The organism is Buttiauxella brennerae ATCC 51605 (genome assembly GCF_001654925.1).
GTDB lineage: Bacteria > Pseudomonadota > Gammaproteobacteria > Enterobacterales > Enterobacteriaceae > Buttiauxella > Buttiauxella brennerae.
Genome location: NZ_LXER01000005.1, coordinates 121,750 through 146,998 on the forward strand (window position 1 = coordinate 121,750; position 25,249 = coordinate 146,998).

Here is a 25,249-nt window from a genome sequence, read left to right on the forward strand (position 1 = left end):
GTCCCGGAATGATATTAATTAAATGCACACGTCCATGGTTACCAAAAACTAATCCCATCCTGGGAGAGATGTTCTAAAACTTTTGCCACGCGTTGTCCATCCGGGAACGCGCAGTCAGGCGCAATTTCCAGCAGTGGAACCAGCATAAACGCGCGGTTCTTCATATCGTAGTGCGGCACGGTCAGCGTTGGCGTCGCAATGGTCAAATGGCCGAACAGCATGATGTCGAGATCCAACGTGCGTGGCCCCCAGCGCTCAGCTTTGCGCACGCGACCATGCTCAAGCTCAATACGTTGAGTATGAGCCAGGAGTGCTTCAGGAGACAGTTCGGTTTCCAGTGCCACAGCAGCGTTCAGATAATCAGGTTGGTCTTGCGGGCCGAGCGGCGGGGTGCGGTAGTACGAGGAAGTTGCAACCACCCGGCTTTGCGGGATGGTTGCAATGGCGTTCAGCGCTTGAGTCACTTGCTCAAGCGGCGACGCCTGGTTGCTGCCGAGTGCGATGTACGCAAGCGTCATGCACTTCCACCGCTGCGTGGAGCACGCTTGCGTGGGCGACGATGACGACGGCGAACCGCAGGTTCATCACCTAACACATCGAGCATATCTTTCTGCGCAGGCGGTGCCGCAACCTGGAATTCACCCCACCATTTGGTCAGGCGCAGCAATTCCTGGTTATTTTCCACTTCAGCACGCAGTGCCAGTAGATCGTAGGCCGCACGGAATTTAGGGTGCTCCATCAGCTTCCAGGCGCGTTTGCCCTGACGGCGTGACAGGCGAAGCTGCAAGCCCCAGATATCTCGTACCAGCGTGGTGATGCGTTTTGGAATCGCCAGCGCACGGCAGGCCTCATCCAGAACTTCGTTCATCGCCAGTGCAAAGGCGTCCATATAGGCAAGACCGCTTTCCTGAGTCAGCTTTTGAGCCATCTCCAGTTGCGGATACCAGAATATGGCAGAGAACAAGAAGGCCGGGTTAACGCGCATGTCGTTTTGAATGCGGTTATCGGTATTCTTCAGCACCTGAGCAATCATCAGCTCCATCGGGCTGTCACCCTGCTCGGTAAAGTAGCGGGTGATGGTCGGGAATAACGGCTGGAACAGCTGATATTCACGCAGTAATTCATAAGTTGGATAACCGTGACCGGCTTGCAGAAGTTTCAGTGACTCTTCAAACAAACGTGCTGGTGGCACATCGTTAATCAAGGTGGCTAAGCGCGGAATAGGTTCACCGGTTTCCGGGCTAATCGTCATATTCAGCTTGGCAGCAAAGCGCACTGCACGCAGCATACGTACAGGATCTTCACGGTAGCGCGTTTCAGGGTCGCCAATCAGACGGATAACGCCATTGCGTAAATCACGCAGGCCACCGACATAATCGCGCACAGAGAAATCAGCCACGCTGTAATAGAGGCTGTTGATCGTGAAATCGCGGCGTTGAGCATCTTCTTCGATGGAACCAAAGATGTTGTCGCGCAGCAGCATGCCGTTTTGACCAGTCTGCGAAGTCTGTTTGTCAGACTTCTGCTCTTCGTGGTGCCCACGGAAAGTGGCGACTTCAATGATTTCCGGCCCAAACATCACGTGTGCCAGGCGGAAGCGACGACCCACAAGACGGCAGTTGCGGAACAGTTTACGCACCTGATCCGGTGTGGCGCTGGTCGTGACATCAAAGTCTTTCGGCTGCTTGCCGAGCAAAAGGTCACGGACACCGCCGCCGACGAGGTATGCCTCGTAGCCTGCTTTGTTCAGACGATAGAGCACCTTGAGGGCATTTTCACTGATATCTTTGCGGGACAGAGCGTGCTGGTCACGCGGAATAACCGTGATTTGCGGGAGATCTTCACTCTCCTCGACCACGACGTCATCGCGGTTAAGCACCTTGCGGCAAAAATTAGCGACTCGGGTAAAAATAGTACACCTCGGCAGTGTCAATCATAGGGACAAAAAAAACAGCGGCTAATCATAGCTCAGTGCGTGGCATTTGAGAATGCGTATTCACGCCGAGCCTGGCATTACGGCCTTCAATGACCAGGTTTGCACCGCCTGATGTAGCAACTCGCTTAACGTTAAATCTTGCCAATGGGCAATTTCTGGCTGATTTAAAAACGCCAGCGCGGCATGAATAACAGGCCGTGGATCGCCTTGTGCCAGGGCTGGCGCGTGATTCTGCTTCGATAATTTTGCGCCATGCTCATTGAGCACTAAGGGCAAATGCACGTAATCAGGTATCGTCCAGCCAAATTGTTGATACAGCGAAATTTGTCGCACGGTTGGCTCAATTAAATCTGCGCCACGCACAATTTCGCTCACACCCTGATAGTTATCGTCCACGACTACAGCAAGATTATAGGCAAATAACCCATCACGGCGGTGAATGATAAAATCTTCGCGCGCCAGTTGCTCGTCGGCAATTAACGTTCCGTGAAGTTTATCTTCAAAACGTAATATCGGGTGCTGTTGCACAAAGCGCAGAGCGGCATTATCTGGCCCGTGGTTTAACGTGCGGCAATGGCCATCGTAGAAACCGCCAATTTGTTGAATACGGCTGCGAGTACAGGTGCAGTAATAACTCAAACCTTGTTGTTGCAGGAAGGAAAGTGCTTCACGGTAGGCTTCGTGCCGTTGAGATTGCCACAAAACCTCGCCATCCCAATGCAAGCCGTAATGTTCCAGTTGCCGCAATATGGTGGTGGCAGCCCCCGGGACTTCACGCGGTGGGTCGATATCTTCAATGCGAACCAGCCACTGGCCCTGTTGTGAACGTGCTTGCAGGTAGCTGCCGAGTGCGGCAATAAGCGAGCCGAAATGGAGTTCACCTGAAGGTGAGGGAGCGAAGCGCCCGATGTAGTGGGATGAATTCATATTTGCTGCGGTAGGCCAGAAATAAATAAGGCGGGAGAATCTCCCGCCTTTGAAAGTGATGAAATCGCGAGCTGTTAGCCAGCCATTTGTTTTTCGCGAATTTCTGCCAACGTTTTGCAGTCAATGCACAAATCAGCTGTCGGACGAGCTTCGAGACGGCGAATGCCGATTTCAACACCACAGGATTCGCAGAAACCGAAATCTTCGTCTTCTACTTTCTTGAGGGTCTTCTCGATTTTCTTGATCAGTTTACGTTCCCTGTCACGGTTACGCAGTTCGAGGCTGAACTCTTCTTCCTGGGCTGCACGGTCTACCGGATCCGGGAAGTTTGCTGCTTCATCCTGCATATGCGTTACCGTGCGATCAACTTCATCCATAAGTTGGCTACGCCAGGCTTCAAGAATTAGCTTGAAGTGCGACAGCTGGGCTTCGTTCATATACTCTTCGCCCGCTTTCACCTGATATGGCTCCACCCCAGCGATGGCGAGGATACTCAGGGACGATGTTTTACGCTTTTGCCCTTCTTGCATGTTGTTTCTCCTTAACACGCACTATCGGTCCCCTGGTAGGGGGAAAATCAGGCCGCTATAAATAGCAGATGCTTTTCAGGATGGCAATTATATAAATTCCTCTCTTGACAAGCCTGTGAAGAAAAGCGTATTTACGCGAGCCACCAGCACACAAAACAGACAAACATTAATACCCTTCATACTTCCTTCGAGCTGCATCCATGTTGGCGGCGTTTACTCGCTCAAATCACTGATTTGAGTAAGTTCATCGGGGCTTATTCACTTGCCGCCGCGATGTAACTCGAATTATTTCGGGTACTCTTAAATCAAACAAACAGGTAACGGCGAGGTTAGACTCAAGCCTTTGTCCGAAAGTTCTGCCTTATAAGCAATAATTTCAACACCGCATTGTTGCGCTTCGCATAACAACTGCGCGTACTTTGCATCAACGTGGCGTGCCGGGGAAACTTGAGTGATACCCGAATGCAATACAGCAAATAACAGCACTGCGCGTTCACCCTGCGAAACCACGTTCATCAATTCCCGCAAATGCTTTTGCCCTCGCAGGCTTACGGCGTCCGGGAAATAGCCACAACCTTGTTGTGATAACGTTACTGATTTTACTTCAATATAGCAGTTAACCTTACAATCTGCTTGCAACATAAAATCAATGCGGCTGCGTTCTGCACCGTACTTCACTTCACTTTTTATTGTGGTGTAACCCATTAGTTCTGCAATGGTTTCTGATTCTAATGCTTCTTTCGTCACCGTATTCGCACGTAGCGTATTGACGCAAATAAACTCGCCATTTTGGGTCTGCGTCATTTCCCAGGTATTCGGGTACTTTCGGGTCGGATTATCTGACGTTGAATACCACACGGTATCGCCAGGTGTGGCACACCCGGTCATTGCTCCGGTATTCGGGCAATGTAGCGTTAATTCCTCACCTGAAGGCGTGATGACATCAGCCAAAAAACGTTTGTAACGTTTGATAAGCGTTGCCTGCTTGAGCTGCGGGCTAAATTCCATTCACTCTTCCTTATTGCTTAATGACCAGCGTTGTAATTCCTGGTAACGCGTTCGCCCATTTTTGAAAACAGACTCATACAATGCAAATTCATCGACCTTAAACTGCCAGCGAAAATTAGGGGGTGGGATGGTGACCGCTCGCGGCGTGTTGCGATAAAGCGTGATATGCGGATGAAACGGCTGCGGGCTTTGGTAACAGCCATTACGTGCCGCCTGGGAACGTAACATATTCGCCAGTTGAATCAGCCCCAGCGGCGCGTGGCGTGGGCCAATCCACACTACATTTGAGCGCAACCACTGCCCGGCATCGTCTATCGTCAGGGGAAAACCGCGCTGACGTATCCGCCCGGCCAACTGGCTAAGCGCTTTTTGCTTTTCGGCGCTGATATCACCCAAAAAGGCCAGCGTCAGGTGCAGGTTTGCCGCAGCCACCGGGCGACCCGCGTCTTCGGGAAACTGTGTGGCGCGCCACTGGATAATCTGTTTTTGCACCTCTTTGGGTAATTCGAGGGCAAAAAACAGGCGGCGAGTTTCAGCCATAGCGGTCTCTCAATAATGTCTCGTCGTAATGCTACAATAGCGAACTTCGCATCATACCCGTTTGGAGCCCTTTGTGTCGTCATTACCGGTTGCCGCAGTGCTACCCGAAATTCTTAACGCCTTGCAAAACGCGCCACAGGTTTTACTGAGCGCGCCTACCGGTGCGGGTAAATCGACCTGGCTGCCGTTGCAGATTTTACAACAGGCCAATTTAGGTGGCCGGATTCTGCTTCTGGAACCACGCCGTCTGGCGGCACGCAATGTTGCCCAGCGCCTTGCCGAGTTACTCGGTGAAAAACCGGGTGAAACGGTCGGTTATCGTATGCGTGCGGAAACCTGCGTCGGGCCAGATACGCAGCTGGAAGTGGTAACCGAAGGCATTCTGACGCGCATGATTCAGCATGATCCTGAACTTACCGGCATTGCGCTGGTTATCCTCGATGAATTTCACGAGCGTAGTCTGCAAGCCGATCTGGCGCTGGCGTTATTGCTCGACGTGCAGCAAGGGTTACGCGACGATCTCAAATTACTGATTATGTCAGCCACGCTTGATAACGTGCGCCTGCAGCAGTGTTTACCTGATGCGCCTGTTATCCGCTCTGAAGGGCGAGCTTTTCCTGTCGAGCGCCGCTATAGCCCGCTCTCTACCCATCAGCGTTTTGATGAAGCTGTTGCCATTGCCGTGGCGAATTTACTGCGCGAAGAAACAGGTTCTCTGCTGCTGTTTTTGCCAGGTGTCGGTGAAATTCAGCGTGTTCAGCAGCAATTGCAGGAACGCGTCACAAGCGACGTTCAACTTTGCCCGTTATATGGCGCACTGCCTTTGAGCGAACAGCGCAAAGCGATTTTGCCCGCGGCAAACGGCATGCGCAAAGTTGTGCTGGCGACTAACATTGCCGAAACCAGCCTGACCATCGAAGGTATTCGACTCGTGGTGGATTGCGCACAGGAGCGCGTCGCACGTTTTGACGTTCGCACCGGCTTGACGCGGCTTATCACGCAGCGCATTAGCCAGGCGTCGATGATTCAACGCGCCGGACGAGCAGGGCGCCTGGAACCGGGCATCTGTTTGCATTTAACCAGTGGCGAACAGGCAGAACGCGCGAGCCTGCAAAGTGAGCCTGAAATTCTGCAAAGCGACCTCTCTGGCTTGTTGCTCGATTTACTGCAATGGGGATGCCAGGATCCGGGCCAATTGACCTGGCTTGATGCCCCGCCTGCCACCAATATAGCGGCTGCGCGAACCCTGTTGCGCCAGCTCAATGCGATCGATGAGCAAAACAAACTCACGCCAGTCGGCCAAAAAATGGCGAACATGGGTAACGAACCACGCTTCGCCGCTATGTTGGTTAATGCTAAAAATGCCGACCAACAGGCGACGGCGGCTCGACTTGTCGCGGTTCTTGAAGAGCCACCGCGCGGTCAGGACAGCGATTTGCGTAATGCTTTTAGTCGGCGGCAGGATAACTGGCAGCAGCGTAGCGCCCAGTTGCTTAAAAGGCTTAACAGCCGCGGCGGCGAAGCGGATTTCTCCCTCGCGGCTGCGTTACTGGCACAGGCGTTTCCCGATCGTATTGCTCGCCGCCGTGGTCTCGACGGTCGTTACCAATTAGCCAATGGTATGGGGGCGATGCTCAACCAGGATGACCCATTAACGCGCTACGAATGGCTGTTGGCACCGCTTTTATTACAGGGAAGCCATACGCCTGATGCACGCATCTTGCAGGCCATTCCATTGGATATTGATGCGCTAACAGCACAGTGCCCTGAGTTACTGACACTAAGCGATTCTGTGGAGTGGGATGAAACGCAAGGCACTTTGAAAGCCATTCGCCGCACTCAAATCGGCAAGTTAATTCTGAAAGTCCAGCCGCTGGCAAAACCTTCCGAAGACGAGCTGCATCAGGCGATGCTTAACGGTATTCGTGATAAAGGTTTGGCCGTTCTGAACTGGTCGCCTCAGGCGCAACAGTTCAGAACACGTCTGGCCTGTGCGGCAAAATGGCTGCCCGAATTGAAATGGCCTGAAGTTTCAGACAATGCCTTGTTGGGTGCGCTAGATCGCTGGTTATTACCCGAACTGCATGGTGTACACTCGCTGCGGGCATTAAAAAACATTGATGTCACACGCGCGTTACAGAACTTGCTCGACTGGAACGCACGCGTACGTCTGGATAGTGCACTGCCAACTCATTACACTGTGCCGACTGGAAGTCAGATAGCCATTCGCTATGATGATGAAAACCCGCCAGTTCTTGCGGTACGTATGCAAGAGATGTTCGGGGAAGCACAAACGCCAGTCATTGCTGAAGGCCGTGTACCACTGGTTCTTGAGCTGCTCTCCCCGGCACAACGCCCTTTGCAGATCACGCGTGATTTAACCGCCTTCTGGAACGGTGCGTATCGGGAAGTGCAAAAAGAGATGAAAGGACGTTATCCAAAGCACGTCTGGCCGGATTCGCCAGCAGATGCGCTGCCCACGCGGCGTACTAAAAAGTACCAATAACTTTGAGAGATTTCCTCTTTCGCCTTGGGTGGAAGAAAGGAGAATCAGGCCGTGCGCCTTATTTTTGGTGGAGAAAGCAATGGCGGGGAATGACCGCGAACCGATTGGACGTAAAGGCAAACCTTCACGTCCTGTAAAAGAGAAAGTCAGCCGCCGTCGAATCCGGGAAGAGGAATACGACGCGGATTACGATGACGATTATGACGACGAGGAACCGATGCCGCCACGTAAAGGAAAAGGCAGTGGCAATGGCCGTCCGCCGCGTAAAAAACGCCGCTGGCTGTGGTTCCTGGTAAAATTGTTTGTCGTCTTTGCCGTACTGATGGTGATTTACGGCGTTTACCTCGATCAGAAGATCCGAAGCCGTATTGATGGCAAAGTCTGGCAGCTCCCTGCGGCTGTGTATGGCCGTATGGTGAACCTTGAACCAGACATGCCGTACAGCAAGAAAGAGATGGTTAACTTGCTGGAAGCCACGCAGTACCGCCAGGTGACGAAGATGACGCGTCCTGGTGAGTTTACGGTGCAGGGCAACAGCATTGAGATGATCCGCCGTCCGTTTGATTTCCCTGACAGTAAAGAAGGGCAGATCCGCGCACGTCTGAATTTTGATGGTGACCATCTGGAATCCATCCAGAATATGGATAACAACCGCAGCTTCGGTTTCTTCCGTCTGGACCCACGTCTGATCACCATGTTGTCTTCACCGAACGGTGAGCAGCGCCTGTTTGTGCCGCGCACCGGTTTCCCGGAGTTGCTGGTTGACACGTTGATCGCGACAGAAGACCGCCATTTCTACGAGCACGATGGGATTAGCTTCTTCTCCATTGGCCGTGCGGTGCTGGCGAACCTGACAGCGGGTCGTACGGTGCAGGGTGCAAGTACGCTGACGCAACAGCTGGTCAAAAACCTGTTCTTATCGAGCGAGCGTTCTTACTGGCGTAAAGCGAACGAAGCGTACATGGCTCTGATCATGGACGCGCGTTACGGCAAAGATCGTATCCTTGAGCTGTATCTGAACGAGGTCTATCTCGGTCAGAGCGGTGATAACGAAATTCGCGGCTTCCCGCTGGCGAGCTTGTATTACTTTGGCCGCCCTGTGGAAGAACTGAGTCTCGATCAGCAAGCATTGCTGGTGGGCATGGTGAAAGGCGCGTCGATTTACAACCCATGGCGTAACCCGAAACTGGCGCTGGAACGTCGTAACCTTGTATTGCGCTTGCTGCAAGAGCAGAAGGTGATTGACCAGGAACTTTACGACATGCTGAGCGCCCGCCCTCTGGGTGTGCAACCGCGTGGTGGCGTAATTTCGCCGCAGCCTGCATTTATGCAGATGGTGCGTAACGAACTCCAGACCAAACTTGGCGACAAAGTTAAAGACCTGTCAGGCGTGAAGATCTTCACTACTTTTGACTCCGTTTCCCAGGATGCGGCAGAAAAAGCGGTCAGTGAAGGGGTTCCGATTCTTCGTAACTCGCGCAAACTGAAAGATCTGGAAGCGGCAATGGTCATTGTTGACCGTTCGACCGGTGAAGTTCGTGCGATGGTCGGCGGCGCAGAAACCCAGTTCGCAGGCTTTAACCGCGCGATGCAGGCCCGCCGTTCTATCGGTTCTCTGGCAAAACCTGCGACCTATCTGACGGCATTAAGCCAGCCGGACGCTTACCGCCTCAATACCTGGATTGCCGATGCGCCAATCGCGCTGAAGCAACCGAATGGGCAAGTGTGGTCACCGCAAAACGATGACCGTCGCTACAGTGAGAGTGGCAAGGTCATGCTAGTGGACGCGCTGACGCGTTCGATGAACGTGCCAACGGTTAACCTCGGTATGGCGCTGGGCTTGCCTGCGGTAACAGATACCTGGATTAAACTCGGCGTGCCGAAAGAGCAGTTGCATCCGGTTCCAGCAATGTTGCTGGGAGCGCTGAACCTGACGCCAATTGAAGTGGCCCAGGCATTCCAGACCATCGCCAGCGGCGGGAACCGCGCAACGCTTTCTGCCTTGCGTTCGGTGATTGCTGAAGACGGCACCGTGCTGTACCAAAGCTTCCCACAGGCGGAGCAGGCTGTTCCACCGCAGGCCGCATACATGACGCTGTTTACCATGCAGCAGGTTATGGCTCGCGGTACGGGCCGTGCGTTAGGTGGTAAATATCCGAACCTGCATTTAGCCGGTAAAACGGGGACCACCAACGATAACGTGGATACCTGGTTTGCGGGCATCGACGGCAAAGAAGTGGCGATTACCTGGGTAGGGCGTGACAACAACCAGCCGACCAAGTTGTATGGTGCGAGCGGGGCGATGTCGCTTTACCAGCGTTACCTTGCCAACCAGACGCCGATTCCGCTGGTGCTGAACCCGCCGGAAGATATCGTTGATATGGGCGTTGATAGCGCAGGTTACTTCCAGTGCGGTGGCGGCGGGGATCGTGTGTTGCCAGTATGGACGACCAATCCGGATGGGCTGTGCCAGCAAAGCCAACAGTCTGAGCAAAACAACAATCCGTTTAGTCAGTCGCAGCAGCCACAGACTCAACAGCCACAACAGCCGCCGCAGCAGCAACAACCTCAGAAGCAAGAGAGTAGTGACGGTGTTGCAGGTTGGATAAAAGACATGTTCGGCAGTAAATAAACCTCGCGGTTTTCCCATAAAGCCTCCGTTTACCACGGGGGCTTTTCTTTTTTATTAATTCCATGCAATTACTCTGGTTAATTATTATTCCCTCGCACTTACCAGGGGCGTTTCCTACTTGCTATGCACTTTCCGTTTCGTCTATTATTCTGCGGCTAATAATAATTATCGTTTACGTTATCATTCGTCACTACTTCATCAGAGAAAAACCAATGGCGCGTTTAAGAACTGGACAACCAGTCAACACCTCAATCCGTAAACTTGCATTCTTTGTTGCCGCCGCCGTCAGTGGTGTGAGTGCATCAAGTTTTGCCGCAGACAACACAACCAGCAAAGAAGACACCATCACTGTTTCTGCCAGCGCTGCTGACGAAAGCGCGTGGGGTCCGTCTCCAACGATTGCGGCTAAACGCACCGCCACCGCAACCAAAACCGACACGCCGATTGAGAAGACTCCGCAGTCTATTTCAGTTGTGACGCGTGAAGAGATGGATACTCACCAGCCAGCTTCCGTTAAAGAAGCGCTGGGCTATACGCCGGGTATTACCGTTTCAACACGTGGCGCATCTGACACCTACGACGCGGTGAAAATCCGTGGTTTCGGTTCAGTTAACCAGAACAACTATTTAGATGGTCTGAAGCTTCAGGGCGACTTCTATAACGAAGTGATCATCGACCCGTATATGCTTGAGCGCGTGGAATTAATGCGTGGCCCAACTTCCGTACTGTACGGAAAAAGCAGCCCAGGCGGCATCATCACTATGGTGAGCAAACGCCCGACGACTGAACCGCTGAAAGAAGTGCAGTTCAAAATGGGCACTGACAACCTGTTCCAGACCGGTTTTGATTTCAGTGATTCACTGGATGATGCAGGTGTTTATTCTTATCGCCTGACGGGTGTGGCTCGTTCTAACGATGACCAGCAGCAGTTCTCCAAACAGAAACGTTATGCGATTGCGCCGTCTTTCTCCTGGCGTCCTGACGATAAAACCAATTTCACTTTCTTAGCTAACCTGCAAGACACCCCAGAAACGGGTTATTACGGTTGGTTGCCGAAAGAAGGTACCGTGGAGCCGTTACCAGATGGCTCTCGCTTACCGACAGATTTCAACGAAGGTGTGCCAAATAACACCTACTCGTTGTCCCATAAAATGGTTGGCTACAGCTTCGACCACGAGTTCAACGACACTTTTACCGTGCGTCAGAACCTGCGTTATGTTGACTCCAAAACCAATCAGAAAAGCGTTTACGGCACAGGCGTAGATTCAACCGGCCATATGCTGACTCGCGGTACCGTTGTCGATAACGAAAAACTGCACAACTTTGCTGTTGATACCCAGTTGCAAAGCAAATTCGCCACAGGCGATCTTGAACATACCCTGTTGACGGGTGTGGACTTCCAGCAAATGCGTAACGATGTGAACGCGACCTTTGGCAGCGCACCTCCACTGGATTTGTATAACCCAGTGTATGAAAACTACGACTTTGGCGATGCGGATCCGTATCAGCAAAACAAACAGAAACAGACCGGTATCTACATTCAGGATCAAGCTGAGTGGAACAAGTTTATTCTGACGGTCGGTGGTCGTTACGACTGGCTGAAACAGTCTACTCTGGCGTATCAAGCGAACAACTTCACCGAGCGTGATGACAGCGAATTCACTGGTCGTGCAGGTCTGAACTACCTGTTCGATAACGGTGTATCGCCATACATCAGCTACAGTGAATCCTTCGAGCCAAACTCGGGTGCAGATTTCTACGGTAATACCTTTAAGCCATCTAAGGGCCGCCAGTATGAAGCCGGCGTGAAATATGTGCCGAAGGATATGGCTGTCGTGATTACCGGTGCGGTCTATCAGCTGACCAAGTCTGATAACCTGATGTCCGATCCCGACACTTCACACGGCTTCTCTTCCGTTCAGGGCGGCGAAATCCGTTCTCGTGGTGTTGAGCTTGAAGCGAAAGCGGCGGTTAATGCCAACATTAACGTGACGGCTTCCTACACCTATACCGATGCGGAATACACCACCGACACCAATTACAAAGGCAATACGCCTGAGCAGGTGCCAGAGCATATGGCTTCACTGTGGGGTGATTACACCTTCAATGAAGGTGCTCTTACTGGTCTGACTCTTGGTACCGGTGGTCGCTTTATCGGTTCCAGCTACGGTGACCCTGCAAACAGCTTCAAAGTGGGCAGTGCTGCGGTATTGGATGCAGTGGTTAAATATGACCTCGGTCGCTTCGGTATGAATGGTTCGAGCATCGCGGTTAACGTGAACAACCTGCTTGATCGTGAATATGTTGCCAGCTGCTTCGCCACCTACGGCTGCTTCTGGGGCGCTGAGCGTCAGGTTGTTGCGACTGCAACATTCCGCTTCTAAGTGCATTCGGGCACGGTTCGCCGTGCCCATCAACAAAGATGGCTGCCATGCAGGACAAACTCGTTCATCCCGATACCACGTTTAGCCTCACTGACGTTACCTTCCGCGTACCCGGTCGCACGCTTCTTCATCCTCTGTCGATGACCTTTCCTGTTGGTAAAGTCACAGGCCTGATTGGCCACAACGGCTCGGGGAAATCGACACTGCTGAAAATGCTTGGCCGCCATCAGAAACCCTCTGATGGGGAAATTCATCTCAACAATCACCCGCTGGATAGCTGGAGCAGCAAGGAATTTGCGCGCAAAGTCGCGTACTTACCGCAACAACTTCCGGCAGCTGAAGGCATGACCGTGCGTGAGTTAGTGGCGATAGGCCGCTATCCGTGGCACGGCGCGTTAGGTCGTTTTGGCGTAGCGGACAGGGAATTGGTTGACGAGGCCATAACTTTAGTCGGGCTGAAACCTTTTGCTCATCGTCTGGTAGACAGTCTTTCTGGCGGCGAACGCCAGCGCGCGTGGATTGCCATGCTGGTGGCGCAAGATAGTCGCTGCCTGTTGCTGGATGAACCGACTTCGGCGCTGGATATTGCCCACCAGGTTGATGTACTGGCGCTGATTCATCGCCTTAGCCAGGAACGTGGTTTGACGGTGATTGCCGTTCTGCACGATATCAATATGGCGGCGCGTTATTGCGACAACCTTGCAGCGCTGCGCGGTGGCGAAATGATTGCCCAGGGTAGCCCTGCTGAATTGATGCAAAGCGAAACGCTGGAACAGATTTACGGTATCCCAATGGGCATTCTGCCACATCCTGCGGGCGCGGCTCCGGTGAGCTTCGTTTACTGATGAGTGAGCTGATTAACCCTTTGCTGAGTCGTCGCCAGTTGTTAACGGCACTGGCGCTCTCGCCGCTGTTGCTCAAAATGGGCAACGTCCATGCGGCGGCAATCGATCCGCAACGTATTGTTGCGCTGGAATGGCTACCCGTCGAATTGATGCTGGCGCTGGGCGTTAAGCCTTACGCGATGGCTGATATCAAAAATTATCAGGCCTGGGTGGGCGAACCGAAATTGCCCGATGGCATTATTGAAGTCGGTTTGCGCACCGAGCCCAATCTCGAACTGTTGACCCAATTAAAACCGTCGCTGATTCTCTATTCCGCAGGCTACGGCCCGTCGCCGGAAAAGATGTCGCGTATCGCGCCGGGTTTGGGGTTCAATTTTAACGATGCCTCTGGCAAGCCGCTGACGGTTGCACGCCAGTCGCTGACCGAACTGGGCGAAAAGCTCGGTATGCAGCAGGCCGCGAAAGATCATCTCGCCCACTTCGACCAATTTATCGAGCAGATGAAACCCCGCTTTGCCGACCGCGGCGATAAACCCGTATTGCTGATGACTCTGTTAGATTCGCGCCATGCGCTGGTGATCGGCAAAAGCAGTCTGTTCCAACAGGTGATGGATTTGCTCGGCGTGGAAAACGCGTGGACAGGTGAAACCAACTTCTGGGGCAGTGCGGTCGTTGGCCTTGAGCGCCTCGCCGAAGTGAAAGATGCTGATGTTATTTGTCTCGATCATAACAACGATGCAGAAATGGCGCGCGTTACCGCCACGCCATTGTGGAATGCCATGCCTTTTGTTCGCCAGAACCGTTTCCAGCGAGTGCCCCCTGTCTGGCTCTACGGCGCGACCCTTTCCGCCATGAATTTCACCACCATGCTGGCTAAAGCCATAGGGAGCAAAGCGTGAAACATCGTCATGCCTTGTTCCCGGCGATGTTGTTATCGCTGATGTTTGTCATTGCCTGTGCGCTCACGTTGCATAACCTGAATGTGCAATTGCCTGCGGCACAATGGCGTGCTGCCTGGTGGCAACCTAATATGGATGACATCAATCAGATGTTATTCCACTACAGTTTGCTGCCGCGCCTTGCCATCGCTTTGTTGGTCGGGGCAGGGCTGGGTTTAGTGGGCGTGTTATTCCAGCAAGTGTTGCGTAACCCCCTTGCCGAACCGACAACGCTGGGTGTGGCGAGTGGCGCGCAATTAGGTGTCACCGTTGCCACGCTGTGGGCATTGCCCGGCGGATTCGCCACGCAGCAGTTTGCCGCACTGGTCGGTGCGGGTGTAGTTGGTTTACTGGTGTTCGGTGTCGCCTGGGGCAAGCGTTTATCTCCGGTCACGCTTATCCTCGCGGGGCTGGTATTGAGCCTGTATTGCGGTGCGGTAAACCAGCTGCTTGCCATTTTCCACCACGACCAATTGCAGAACATGTTCCTGTGGAGCACGGGTTCGTTGAACCAGCAGGACTGGGACATCGTTAACGGCCTGTGGCCACGTCTGGTCGGCGGTATGTTATTAACGCTGCTGTTGTTGCGCCCGCTAACGCTTATGGGGCTCGACGATGGTGTGGCGCGTAATCTTGGCCTGGCACTTTCCATGGTGCGCCTCGCGACGCTGGTACTGGCGATTGCCATCAGTGCGCTGTTGGTTAATGCCGTCGGGATTATTGGTTTTATTGGCCTGTTCGCGCCGTTGCTGGCGAAAATGCTTGGGGCTCGCCGCCTGGTCGCGCGTTTGTTCCTCGCACCGCTTATTGGCGCGTTGATATTGTGGCTGTCCGATCAATCCGTGATCTGGCTGACCAGCGTGTGGCGTGAGATTTCAACCGGTACGGTGACGGCGCTGATTGGTGCCCCATTGCTGCTGTGGCTGCTGCCACGCCTGCGCACCGTTGGCACACCAGCGATGAACCAGGGCGATAACGTTCCGAGCGAGCGCCAGCATCTGGCATGGTGGGTGTTAGTTGGTAGCGGTGTGTTAGCGTTGGTTCTTGTCACTGCGCTAACGCTTGGACGCGATGCGTATGGCTGGAACTGGGTAAGCGGTTCGTTATTCCATGAGTTATTACAGTGGCGTTGGCCACGTGTATTAGCTGCACTGACTGCGGGCATGATGCTGGCCGTCGCCGGTAGCGTTATTCAACGTTTGACCGGTAATGCCATGGCCAGCCCGGAAGTTTTGGGTATCAGTTCCGGTGCGGCATTCGGCGTCGTCGTGATGCTGTTTATCGTGCCGGGCAACGCATTTGGTTGGTTGTTCCCGGCCGGTAGCCTCGGTGCTGCGGTGACACTGTTGGTGATTATGGTGACGGCCAGTCGTGGCGGTTTTTCCCCACAGCGTATGTTGCTTGCCGGGATGGCGCTGAGTACCGCGTTTACCATGTTGTTGATGTTGCTGATGGCGAGCGGCGACCCGCGAATGGCGGGGATACTGACCTGGATTTCGGGTTCAACGTATAACGTAACCGGTGACCAGGCTGTCAGAACGCTTATCCTGATGGTGATTTTGTTTGCCCTGACGCCGCTGTGTCGCCGCTGGTTGATGATTCTCCCGTTAGGTGGGGCAACTGCGCGCGCGATTGGTATGGCTCTGACACCATCACGCTTTGCGCTGCTTTTGCTGGCTGCAACCTTAACCGCTGCGGCAACCATGACCGTCGGCCCGCTGAGTTTTGTTGGCCTAATGGCGCCGCATATTGCGCGCATGCTGGGGTTCCGGCGTGCTATGCCGCAGTTGGTGATGTCGGCATTATTGGGTGGGATGCTGATGGTGGCGGCGGACTGGTGCGGAAGAATGATCCTCTTCCCGGATCAGGTGCCTGCTGGCTTGCTGGCGACGTTTATTGGTGCGCCGTACTTTGTTTATTTGTTGCGAAAGCAGACCCGGTGATTTGTTTTCACCCTCACCCTAACCCTCTCCCACAGGGAGAGGGGACGGATCGATTTTCCCCCTCTCCTGGGGGAGAGGGCCGGGGTGAGGGGCAAAAGATTACAGCTTCGCAAACACCCGACGCGCAGCGTCGATAGTCTTCTGAATATCTTCTTTCGAATGCGCAACTGACATAAAGCCTGCTTCAAATGCCGATGGTGCCAGGTAAACGCCTTCTTCCAGCATCAGGTGGAAGAACTTCTTAAAGCGCTCGACGTCACACGCCATCACATCCTGGTAGCAAGTCACAGATTTTGCATCCGTAAAGAACAAACCAAACATGCCGCCCACATTGTTCATGACCAATGGAATGTTTTCTTCTTTCGCTGCATGCAGCAAACCGTTTGCCAGCATTTCGGTCAGTTCGGTCAATGTCTGGTGAACGCCTGGTTGCGCGACTTCAGTCAGGCAAGCGTAGCCTGCCGCCATCGCAATTGGGTTACCGGAAAGCGTACCTGCCTGGTAAACCGGGCCCGTTGGTGCCAGCGCATCCATGATTTCACGACGGCCGCCAAACGCACCGACTGGCATGCCACCACCGATGATTTTGCCAAGGCAAGTTAAGTCAGGTTCCACACCGTAGTAAGACTGGGCACCCGCCAGCGCGACACGGAAACCGGTCATCACTTCATCGATAATAAACAATGCACCAAACTCGTCGCACAACGCACGCAGGCCTGGCAGGAAATCATCATTTGGTGGAATGCAGTTCATGTTGCCTGCAACGGGTTCAACGATAATGCAGGCAATATCTTGCGGATATTGCTCGAACGCGGCGCGAACGGACGCGAGATCGTTATAAGTGCAGGTGAGGGTGTGTTTGGCGAAATCAGCCGGAACGCCCGGTGAGTTTGGCTGGCCGAGGGTCAGCGCGCCAGAACCGGCTTTCACCAGCAGGCAGTCAGCGTGGCCGTGGTAGCAGCCTTCGAATTTGATGATTTTATCGCGGCCGGTAAAACCACGCGCCAGACGAATGGCGCTCATGGTGGCTTCTGTACCGGAGTTCACCATGCGGACCATGTCCATAGTCGGCACCAGTTCGGTCACCAGCTCCGCCATTTTTACTTCCATCTCCGTTGGCGCGCCAAAGCTTAAACCACGTTCAACCGCCTCAATCACGGCATTACGAATTGCCGGGTGGTTGTGACCGAGAACCATTGGCCCCCATGAACCAACATAATCAACATAGGATTTGCCGTCAGCGTCATACAGGTAAGCCCCGTCAGCGCGTTCGATAAACAGCGGCACACCGCCGACGCCAGTAAAAGCACGAACCGGCGAGTTAACTCCACCAGGGATGACTTTACGTGCGGCAGCGTACAGGTTTTCAGACTTACTCATGAATCGGCTCCAATTCGTGGATTCGTGGAAATAATGACTACACGCTATTCTAAGGGAAACATTCGAAGTTATGAAAGTTTTGCCCAATCGCGTCGAGAGAGTAGAATGCCCCCCTCGATTTGTATTACCAATGAATGATTAACCTAATGAATCACTCCCACCCCTCTTTTGAAGCACAGCAGGTTGTGCGCTTACGCAGGGGCGACATGGTGCGTCGCCTAATTCGACAGGATAAAACGCCTGTCGCTATTCTTTTTATGGCCGCGATAGTAGGGACGTTAGCCGGTTTGGTGGGTGTTGCTTTTGAAAAAGCCGTCACCTGGGTTCAACAAAATCGGCTGGCGATGCTGGCGCATGTGGCTGATCACAGCCTTATTGTCTGGCCGCTGGCATTCATTAGCTCAATGCTTTTAGCGATGCTTGGCTATTATCTGGTGCGTCGTTATGCGCCGGAAGCGGGTGGTTCAGGCATCCCCGAAATTGAAGGGGCGCTGGAAGAGTTGCGTCCGGTGCGTTGGTGGCGTGTCATCCCGGTTAAGTTTATCGGCGGGATGGGAACACTGGGTGCTGGCATGGTGCTGGGGCGTGAAGGTCCGACAGTGCAATTGGGTGGCAATATCGGCCGCATGGTGCTGGATATTTTCCGTTTGCGCGGTGCTGAAGCCCGCCATTCGCTGTTAGCGACCGGTGCCGCCGCAGGTCTGTCTGCCGCATTCAATGCACCGCTGGCGGGGATTCTGTTCATCATTGAAGAGATGCGCCCGCAATTTCGTTATAACCTGATTTCGATTAAAGCCGTGTTTATCGGCGTGATTATGTCGAGTGTGGTGTTCCGTATTTTTAACGGCGAAAACGCGGTGATTGAAGTCGGGAAACTTTCTAACGCGCCGGTTAATACGTTGTGGCTGTATCTGGTACTCGGAATGGTATTCGGCATCGTCGGTGTGTTCTTTAACGCGATGGTGTTCCGCACTCAGGATATGTTCCAGCGCTTCCACGGCGGCAATCTTAAAAAATGGGTAATTATTGGCGGCCTGTTAGGTGGCATTTGTGGCGTGTTGGGGCTTATCCAACCTGCGGCAGCGGGCGGTGGTTTTAACCTGATCCCTATCGCTGCAGCCGGAAATTACACCTTAGGCATGCTGCTGTTTATTTTTGTGGCGCGAGTGATTACCACTTTGCTGTGTTTTGCATCCGGTGCGCCTGGCGGGATTTTTGCGCCAATGCTGGCACTTGGAACGCTCCTGGGCACCGCATTCGGTATCGCGAGCGCTGCCTGGTTCCCGGCCTATCACCTTGAAGTAGGGACATTTGCGATTGCCGGAATGGGGGCGTTGTTTGCGGCATCGGTGCGCGCACCGTTGACGGGAATTGTGCTGGTTCTGGAAATGACCGACAATTATCAGCTCATTCTGCCAATGATTATTACCTGCCTTGGCGCGACACTATTGGCACAATTCCTCGGCGGAAAACCGCTATACTCCTCGATCCTTGCGCGAACGCTTGCTAAGCAGGAAGCTGAAAAGCGCAGCAAAGAACAACAAGCCCCTGCCGGGGAGAATACTTGAACGATTTACTCGGGTATTAGATAATGGCCCTAAAGGTCGGGTTATACCCGTTAGGGTATGGAGTTCTATCCGACTTCTTATTTCGTTGGGAGCAAATGATGAGTGATGACGTAGCAGTGCTGCCGTTGCAGTTTACCGAAGCAGCAGCCAATAAAGTAAAAAGCCTGATCGCGGATGAGGAAAACCCGAATCTGAAACTGCGCGTCTACATCACCGGTGGTGGTTGCAGCGGCTTCCAGTATGGTTTTACCTTTGATGACCAGATCAACGACGGCGATATGACTATCGAGAAGCAAGGCGTTGCGCTGGTGGTTGACCCGATGAGCCTGCAGTATCTGGTAGGCGGCGCAGTGGATTACACCGAAGGTCTGGAAGGTTCACGCTTTGTAGTAACGAACCCTAATGCGAAAAGCACCTGTGGGTGTGGTTCTTCCTTCAGCGTTTAAACCTTCATACTTCAAGCTGCAGGTGCGTTGACTGCACCCGTTCACCCCAGTCACATAGTTACCTATGCTCCTGGGGATTTACGGCTTTGTCGCCTTCCTGCAGCTCGAATTATTTGGTTTAAATAGTAAAAAGATTTGTAGGCCGGATAAGCGAAAGCGTCATCCGGCTTTTTTATTATCTATTGCCTGTCATCCAGTGCAAACGTTGGCAGTTTTAAATGCCAGCGAATAGCTGCGAGGCGAATCACCAGGGTGACGACCATACCAATCATACTCGCCTGTTCCAGGGGAACGTGGAACGTGTAATACGCGGTGGCGTGCACGATACCGCCGGCAATACATGCCGTAGCGTAGATTTCGGTCCGCAGGATCATTGGAATTTCACGGGCTAAAACGTCACGAATAATCCCGCCGCCCACACCGGTCAACACACCCATGCAGATGGCAATCAGTGGGCTGGTGCCGGCAAGGAACGCTTTATTGACCCCAATGCCGACAAACACCGCAAGACCGACGGCGTCCAGCACGGGTAAAATCCATTTTGGCAGGCGGCGCGGCTGGCGTACCAACAGAATGGTTAGCATGCATGTGACCATCGCAACGACTAAGTCAGTGGGGTCTTTAACCCAAAATACCGGGCCGTGATCCAGAGCCATATCACGTATTGTCCCGCCGCCAACGGCAGTCACGACACCCAGAACCAGGACACCGAACGGGTCCATACGAAGTTTTCCAGCCAGCAGTACGCCGGAGATGGCAAACACGGCTGTGCCAATGATGTCCAGCCAATAAACGAGCATCTAGCTATCCTCATTTAAATATCGCCCCGTCATATTTCGGGCCGCAGGGATGTTAACTGCAACTCGGGCTATTTAGAGGGATGTTCATTGTTATTCAGCTCCGCACAGAGCTGTTTTGCGGCGAGGATAATACGTGGGCCCGAGCGACTAAACCAGTCATCATTCACTGCAATAACCAGAATTTTTAGCTGGGTATTCCAAAATTGCTCAACCGGGGGGATTTGCTTTTCATCGCCGGTGATAATAATAGCTTGCGGGCGGCGGCTAAGCACTTGTTCACGGCTGACTTGTGGCCATGGAACCCGGCTATCAGCGAAGATATTTTGCCCGCCGCACACTTCCAGAATTTCGTTCTGAATCGAACCGCGGCCTGACGTAAATAGCGGCTGTTGGCCAAATTGCAGGAAAACTTTCTTCGCTTTTGTTTGGGCATACTGCGCTTTTAACGCGGCAAATTCTTGCGCCAGTTTGTCCGCTGCTTGGTTGGCGGTTTCAGGGGTGGGGCTGTATTGACCCAGTTGGCGCAGTGCCGCAACCACACCTTCGACCGTTGCCGGATCAAGCCAGACGATTTTAATTCCCAGCGCCTGTAATTGGTTAACCTGGCGTTCTGCGTTTCCGCCACGCCAGGCGAGCACGATATCGGGTTTTAACGCCACGATGCGCTCAAGGTTCATTCCCTGCCAGTTTGAGACTTGCTCAAGTTTTTTAGCGGCCTCCGGATAGTCTGACCAGGCGCTAACCGCGACGGGTGTTATACCGGCTGCGTAAGCCAGTTCCGTATTGCTCGGCGACAGAGAAATAACCCGCGGCGCTGCCATCAGCAGTGACGGCAGGCAAAACAATAGCGCGGATAGCCCGCGCCAGACGTTCTTATTAACCACGAGCTAACTTCTGCACCAGGTTTTCTACCATCAGCGTGGACTGCTTCGCGGCAACCGCGAGGAACTCGTCAAAGCTCAGGTGAGATTGCTGGTCAGCAACATCAGAAATGGCGCGAACGACCACAAACGGTGTGCCAAAGTTGTGGCAAACATGCGCCACTGCGGTTGCTTCCATTTCCACGGCAACGGCCTGCGGGAAGTTGTGGCGGATTTTTGCCAGTGCGACAGAACCGTTAATAAACGCATCACCACTGACAACCAAACCGCGCACGGCGTTCAGGTTCAGCTCGGCAATGCACGCTTCAGCTGCCGCAATCAGTTTTGCATCAGCCGCGAAGCCCGCAGGGCAGCCTGGCAGTTGGCCATATTCATAGCCAAAAGCGGTTACGTCAGCGTCGTGATAGCGAACTTCATCGGAAACCACGATATCGCCCACTTTCAGCGTTGGTGCGAGGCCACCCGCAGAACCGGTGTTGATAATAAAATCAGGCTTGCAGTGTTCCAGCAAAAGCGTTGCGCCCATTGCTGCTGCAACTTTACCGATGCCTGATTTTAGCAATGCCACTTCAACGCCATTGAGCGTGCCGGTGTAAATTTCGCACCCGGCCAGGGTCAGAGTTTGACGGTTTTCAATTTTGTCACGCAGCAACGTAACTTCTTCTTCCATTGCACCAATAATGCCTGCTTTCATAGTGATTCTCGCTAAAGTGTTAAATTACCTTCATAGTCTATCATGGCTGGCATCAAGGAATTAATCCGCTGTTAAAAGGCGCAGGAGAGGGCATGAGTGAGATAGATTTCCGCAAGAAAATTAACTGGCACCGCCGTTTTCGTTCGCCGGAAGGGGAAAAAAACGAACACGAAATCCTGCGCATCTTTGAGAGCGATCGTGGGCGGATCGTCAACTCGCCGGCAATCCGCCGCTTGCAGCAGAAAACACAGGTCTTTCCGCTGGAGCGTAATGCCTCTGTTCGCACACGCCTGACTCATTCAATGGAAGTTCAGCAAGTCGGGCGTTACATCGCCAAAGAAGTGCTTAGCCGCCTGAAAGAGCGGCAAGACCTCGAGCGTTACGGGTTGCATGAATTGACCGGCCCGTTTGAAAGCATTGTTGAAATGGCCTGCCTGATGCACGACATCGGCAACCCGCCATTCGGCCATTTTGGTGAGTCAGCCATTAATGACTGGTTCCGCCAGCGTTTGTTCCCAACCGATGCAGGCAGCCAGCCACGCAGCGACGATCGTTGCCGTGTTGGGGTGTTGCGCCTGCATGAAGGTGAAGATCAATTGAATGGTTTGCGCCGAAAGGTACGGCAGGATCTTTGCCAGTTTGAAGGCAATGCCCAGGGGATTCGTCTGGTTCATAGTCTGCTGCGCATGAACCTCACCTGGGCGCAGGTGGGCTGCATTCTTAAATATACCCGCCCGGCCTGGTTTGTCGGGGAACCGCCAGAAAGCCACGCTTACCTGATGAAGAAACCCGGCTTTTATCTGTCCGAAGAGGCATACATTGCTCGCTTGCGTGCGGAGCTTGATTTGGGCGAATACAGCCGTTTCCCGCTGACATGGATAATGGAGGCCGCAGATGACATCTCTTATTGCGTGGCAGACCTGGAAGATGCCGTCGAGAAACGCATTTTTAGCGTTGAGCAGCTTTACCAACATTTGTGCGATGCCTGGGGTGAACATAGCGAAGACGATCTGTTTGAGCGTGTCGTAGATGAAGCCTGGGATAAATCCCGTTCAAATCAGATGCGCCGCAGCACAGAAGATCAGTTCTTCATGTATCTGCGCGTCAACACGCTAAACCAGCTGGTGCCTTATGCCGCACAGCGCTTCATCGACAATCTTGGCGAGATATATAGCGGCGAGTTTAATCACGCGCTGCTTGAAGACGACAGCCCCTTTGCGCGCCTGCTGGAACTCTATAAACAGGTGGCATTTAAGCATGTGTTTAGCCATCCAGAAGTTGAGCAACTAGAATTACAGGGCTACCGCGTTATCAGTGGCTTACTTGATATTTACAGTCCATTACTCAATATATCAGGTGAGGATTTTGCTGAACTGGTGGAAAAAGAAAGTTTGCGTCGTCTGCCCATTGAGACGCGTTTATTCCACAAATTATCAACAAAACATAGGCTTGCTTATATCGAGGCCGTCAGTGATTTAACGCCGTCAGCCAGTGATTTCCCGGTATGGGAATATTACTACCGTTGCCGCCTGATTCAGGATTATGTCAGTGGAATGACGGACTTATATGCCTGGGATGAATATCGACGTTTGATGGCCGTGGAATAAGTGACTCGTGGAGTTTTGTAAAGACGGACAATAAATTTTTACTTTTTCCAGTGACTTATCGGCGGAACTTAGTGCCTCAATTGTCACTCTATACTGGCCTACACAGCAATTTTGCGTGACTTATTAACTTGAGAATTGAATCGATGAAAAAAACAACTTTAGCAATGAGCGCGCTGGCTCTTAGCCTGGGTTTGGCGCTGAGTCCTGTATCTGCAATTGCGGCTGAAACCGCTTCTTCCGCTCCGGCAACTGCGGCGCAACCGCTGCCAAGCCTTGCGCCGATGCTGGAAAAAGTGATGCCTTCGGTAGTGAGCATTAACGTTGAAGGCAGCACCACCGTTAATACGCCGCGTATGGGGCGTAACTTCCAGCAGTTCTTTGGTGATAATTCACCGTTCTGCCAGGAAGGTTCACCATTCCAGAGCTCGCCATTCTGCCAGAGCGGCCCGTCTGATGATGGTGCTCAGGGCGGTGGTAGCCAGCAGCAGAAATTTGCAGCCCTGGGTTCAGGTGTCATTATTGATGCAGCAAAAGGCTACGTGGTAACCAACAACCACGTTGTTGATAACGCAACAAAAATTCAGGTTTCCCTGAGCGATGGCCGCAAGTTTGAAGCGAAGGTTGTGGGTAAAGATCCACGTTCTGATATCGCGCTGTTGCAGCTGCAAGATCCGAAAAACCTGACCGCCATTAAAATGGCTGATTCCGACGCGCTGCGTGTTGGTGACTACACCGTGGCAATCGGTAACCCGTATGGCCTGGGTGAAACCGTGACTTCCGGTATTGTTTCAGCGTTGGGTCGTAGTGGCCTGAACATTGAAAACTATGAAAACTTTATCCAGACCGATGCGGCAATCAACCGCGGTAACTCCGGTGGTGCGCTGGTTAACCTCAATGGTGAGCTTATCGGGATCAACACCGCGATTCTGGCACCAGACGGCGGTAACATTGGTATCGGCTTTGCTATCCCAAGCAATATGGTGAAAAACCTGACCGCGCAGATGGTGCAATACGGCCAGGTTAAGCGTGGCGAATTGGGTATCCTGGGCACTGAGCTGAACTCAGAGCTTGCGAAAGCGATGAAAGTTGATGCGCAACGTGGTGCATTTGTCAGCCAGGTCATGCCAAACTCTTCTGCGGCGAAAGCGGGTATTAAAGCCGGTGATGTGGTGGTTTCCATGAACGGTAAGCCTATCACCAGCTTCTCTGCACTGCGTGCGGAAGTGGGCTCTATGCCAGTCGGCAGCAAACTGACCCTCGGCCTGCTGCGTGATGGCAAACCGGTTTCAGTAAACCTGGAACTGCAACAGAGCAGCCAGACTCAGGTTGATTCTGCAAGCATCTTTACCGGTATCGAAGGTGCTGAAATGAGCAACCGCAGCGGTAAAGATGAGAAAGGCGTTATCGTCAATAGCGTGAAAGGGAATACCCCGGCTGCGCGTATTGGCCTGAAAAAAGGCGATATCATCATTGGTGTGAACCAGCAGGTGGTGAACAACATTGCTGAGCTGCGTAAGATTCTCGACGCTAAACCATCAGTGATGGCGCTGAACATTCAGCGTGGTGATACCACCATCTACCTGCTGATGCAGTAATCGTCACGGAATTAAGCGTCAAAACTATCAGGGCCGCACTTTGCGGCCCTTTTTTGTGAGCCTTCCCACAACTCCATACTCTTCATCTG

At 53.0% G+C, this 25,249-nt stretch carries 20 protein-coding genes; 10 read left to right on the plus strand and 10 right to left on the minus strand.

Annotation, left to right across the window (positions count from 1 at the left end; genetic code table 11):
* Positions 1 to 38: 38 nt before the first annotated feature.
* The 6 genes from folK to thpR form a co-directional block, all read right to left on the minus strand.
* Positions 39 to 518, minus strand: a complete 480-nt coding sequence (folK, locus tag M975_RS00940; protein ID WP_064556769.1) for a 2-amino-4-hydroxy-6-hydroxymethyldihydropteridine diphosphokinase — start codon at positions 516 to 518, stop codon at positions 39 to 41.
* Entirely contained in the window at positions 515 to 1,912 is a 1,398-nt protein-coding gene (pcnB, locus tag M975_RS00945) for a polynucleotide adenylyltransferase PcnB (RefSeq protein ID WP_209438115.1), read from the minus strand. The genes folK and pcnB overlap by 4 nt, the downstream gene beginning before the upstream one ends.
* Positions 1,913 to 1,996: 84 nt before the next feature.
* Positions 1,997 to 2,863 carry a tRNA glutamyl-Q(34) synthetase GluQRS gene (gluQRS, locus tag M975_RS00950; protein ID WP_064556773.1) on the minus strand — a complete coding sequence of 289 codons (867 nt, stop codon included), beginning with the start codon at positions 2,861 to 2,863 and terminating at the stop codon, positions 1,997 to 1,999.
* Positions 2,864 to 2,937: 74 nt separating this feature from the next.
* Entirely contained in the window at positions 2,938 to 3,393 is a 456-nt protein-coding gene (dksA, locus tag M975_RS00955; protein ID WP_064556776.1) for an RNA polymerase-binding protein DksA, read from the minus strand.
* A 300-nt stretch (positions 3,394 to 3,693) separates the two neighbouring features.
* A complete protein-coding gene (gene sfsA / locus M975_RS00960) occupies positions 3,694 to 4,401 on the minus strand; it encodes a DNA/RNA nuclease SfsA (RefSeq protein WP_064556777.1) in 708 nt (235 codons plus the stop codon).
* Positions 4,402 to 4,941 carry an RNA 2',3'-cyclic phosphodiesterase gene (gene thpR, locus M975_RS00965; RefSeq protein WP_064556779.1) on the minus strand — a complete coding sequence of 180 codons (540 nt, stop codon included), beginning with the start codon at positions 4,939 to 4,941 and terminating at the stop codon, positions 4,402 to 4,404.
* Positions 4,942 to 5,014: 73 nt separating this feature from the next.
* On the opposite strand from thpR, the gene hrpB reads away from it, so the two are divergent.
* From hrpB to fhuB, 6 genes are all read left to right on the plus strand, one after another.
* On the plus strand, positions 5,015 to 7,447 hold the full coding sequence (gene hrpB, locus M975_RS00970; protein WP_064556781.1) for an ATP-dependent helicase HrpB: 2,433 nt from the start codon (positions 5,015 to 5,017) through the stop codon (positions 7,445 to 7,447).
* Positions 7,448 to 7,526: 79 nt separating this feature from the next.
* Complete coding sequence (gene mrcB / locus M975_RS00975) at positions 7,527 to 10,079, plus strand: bifunctional glycosyl transferase/transpeptidase (RefSeq protein ID WP_064556783.1); 2,553 nt, start codon at positions 7,527 to 7,529, stop codon at positions 10,077 to 10,079.
* Between the two features lie 212 nt (positions 10,080 to 10,291).
* Complete coding sequence (fhuA, locus tag M975_RS00980) at positions 10,292 to 12,463, plus strand: ferrichrome porin FhuA (protein WP_064556785.1); 2,172 nt, start codon at positions 10,292 to 10,294, stop codon at positions 12,461 to 12,463.
* A gap of 47 nt (positions 12,464 to 12,510) precedes the next feature.
* A complete protein-coding gene (fhuC, locus tag M975_RS00985; protein WP_064556786.1) occupies positions 12,511 to 13,308 on the plus strand; it encodes a Fe3+-hydroxamate ABC transporter ATP-binding protein FhuC in 798 nt (265 codons plus the stop codon).
* Positions 13,308 to 14,207: a Fe(3+)-hydroxamate ABC transporter substrate-binding protein FhuD gene (gene fhuD / locus M975_RS00990; protein ID WP_064556788.1), complete on the plus strand. Its 900-nt coding sequence runs from the start codon at positions 13,308 to 13,310 to the stop codon at positions 14,205 to 14,207. Before fhuC ends, fhuD begins: the two co-directional genes overlap by 1 nt.
* Positions 14,204 to 16,189: a Fe(3+)-hydroxamate ABC transporter permease FhuB gene (gene fhuB, locus M975_RS00995; protein WP_074388297.1), complete on the plus strand. Its 1,986-nt coding sequence runs from the start codon at positions 14,204 to 14,206 to the stop codon at positions 16,187 to 16,189. The genes fhuD and fhuB overlap by 4 nt, the downstream gene beginning before the upstream one ends.
* 99 nt (positions 16,190 to 16,288) lie before the next feature.
* Here the strand turns inward: fhuB and hemL are convergent, their stop codons facing one another.
* Positions 16,289 to 17,569: a glutamate-1-semialdehyde 2,1-aminomutase gene (gene hemL / locus M975_RS01000; RefSeq protein WP_064556790.1), complete on the minus strand. Its 1,281-nt coding sequence runs from the start codon at positions 17,567 to 17,569 to the stop codon at positions 16,289 to 16,291.
* A 146-nt stretch (positions 17,570 to 17,715) separates the two neighbouring features.
* Between hemL and clcA the strand changes: the two genes are divergently transcribed.
* A complete protein-coding gene (gene clcA / locus M975_RS01005; protein ID WP_064556792.1) occupies positions 17,716 to 19,137 on the plus strand; it encodes a H(+)/Cl(-) exchange transporter ClcA in 1,422 nt (473 codons plus the stop codon).
* Positions 19,138 to 19,235: 98 nt separating this feature from the next.
* A complete protein-coding gene (gene erpA, locus M975_RS01010) occupies positions 19,236 to 19,583 on the plus strand; it encodes an iron-sulfur cluster insertion protein ErpA (RefSeq protein WP_064556861.1) in 348 nt (115 codons plus the stop codon).
* Between the two features lie 179 nt (positions 19,584 to 19,762).
* Here the strand turns inward: erpA and M975_RS01015 are convergent, their stop codons facing one another.
* The 3 genes from M975_RS01015 to mtnN form a co-directional block, all read right to left on the minus strand.
* Positions 19,763 to 20,383 carry a TRIC cation channel family protein gene (locus M975_RS01015; protein ID WP_064556794.1) on the minus strand — a complete coding sequence of 207 codons (621 nt, stop codon included), beginning with the start codon at positions 20,381 to 20,383 and terminating at the stop codon, positions 19,763 to 19,765.
* Positions 20,384 to 20,451: 68 nt separating this feature from the next.
* A complete protein-coding gene (gene btuF / locus M975_RS01020) occupies positions 20,452 to 21,267 on the minus strand; it encodes a vitamin B12 ABC transporter substrate-binding protein BtuF (RefSeq protein WP_074388298.1) in 816 nt (271 codons plus the stop codon).
* Positions 21,260 to 21,958 carry a 5'-methylthioadenosine/S-adenosylhomocysteine nucleosidase gene (mtnN, locus tag M975_RS01025; RefSeq protein WP_064556796.1) on the minus strand — a complete coding sequence of 233 codons (699 nt, stop codon included), beginning with the start codon at positions 21,956 to 21,958 and terminating at the stop codon, positions 21,260 to 21,262. Before mtnN ends, btuF begins: the two co-directional genes overlap by 8 nt.
* Positions 21,959 to 22,050: 92 nt before the next feature.
* Here mtnN and dgt point away from each other — a divergent pair, with 92 nt between their 5' ends.
* Positions 22,051 to 23,565: a dGTPase gene (dgt, locus tag M975_RS01030; RefSeq protein WP_064556798.1), complete on the plus strand. Its 1,515-nt coding sequence runs from the start codon at positions 22,051 to 22,053 to the stop codon at positions 23,563 to 23,565.
* 143 nt (positions 23,566 to 23,708) lie between these two features.
* Positions 23,709 to 25,160 (plus strand): serine endoprotease DegP, encoded by a 1,452-nt coding sequence (gene degP / locus M975_RS01035; RefSeq protein WP_064556800.1) that lies wholly within the window; start codon positions 23,709 to 23,711, stop codon positions 25,158 to 25,160.
* Positions 25,161 to 25,249: the final 89 nt, after the last annotated feature.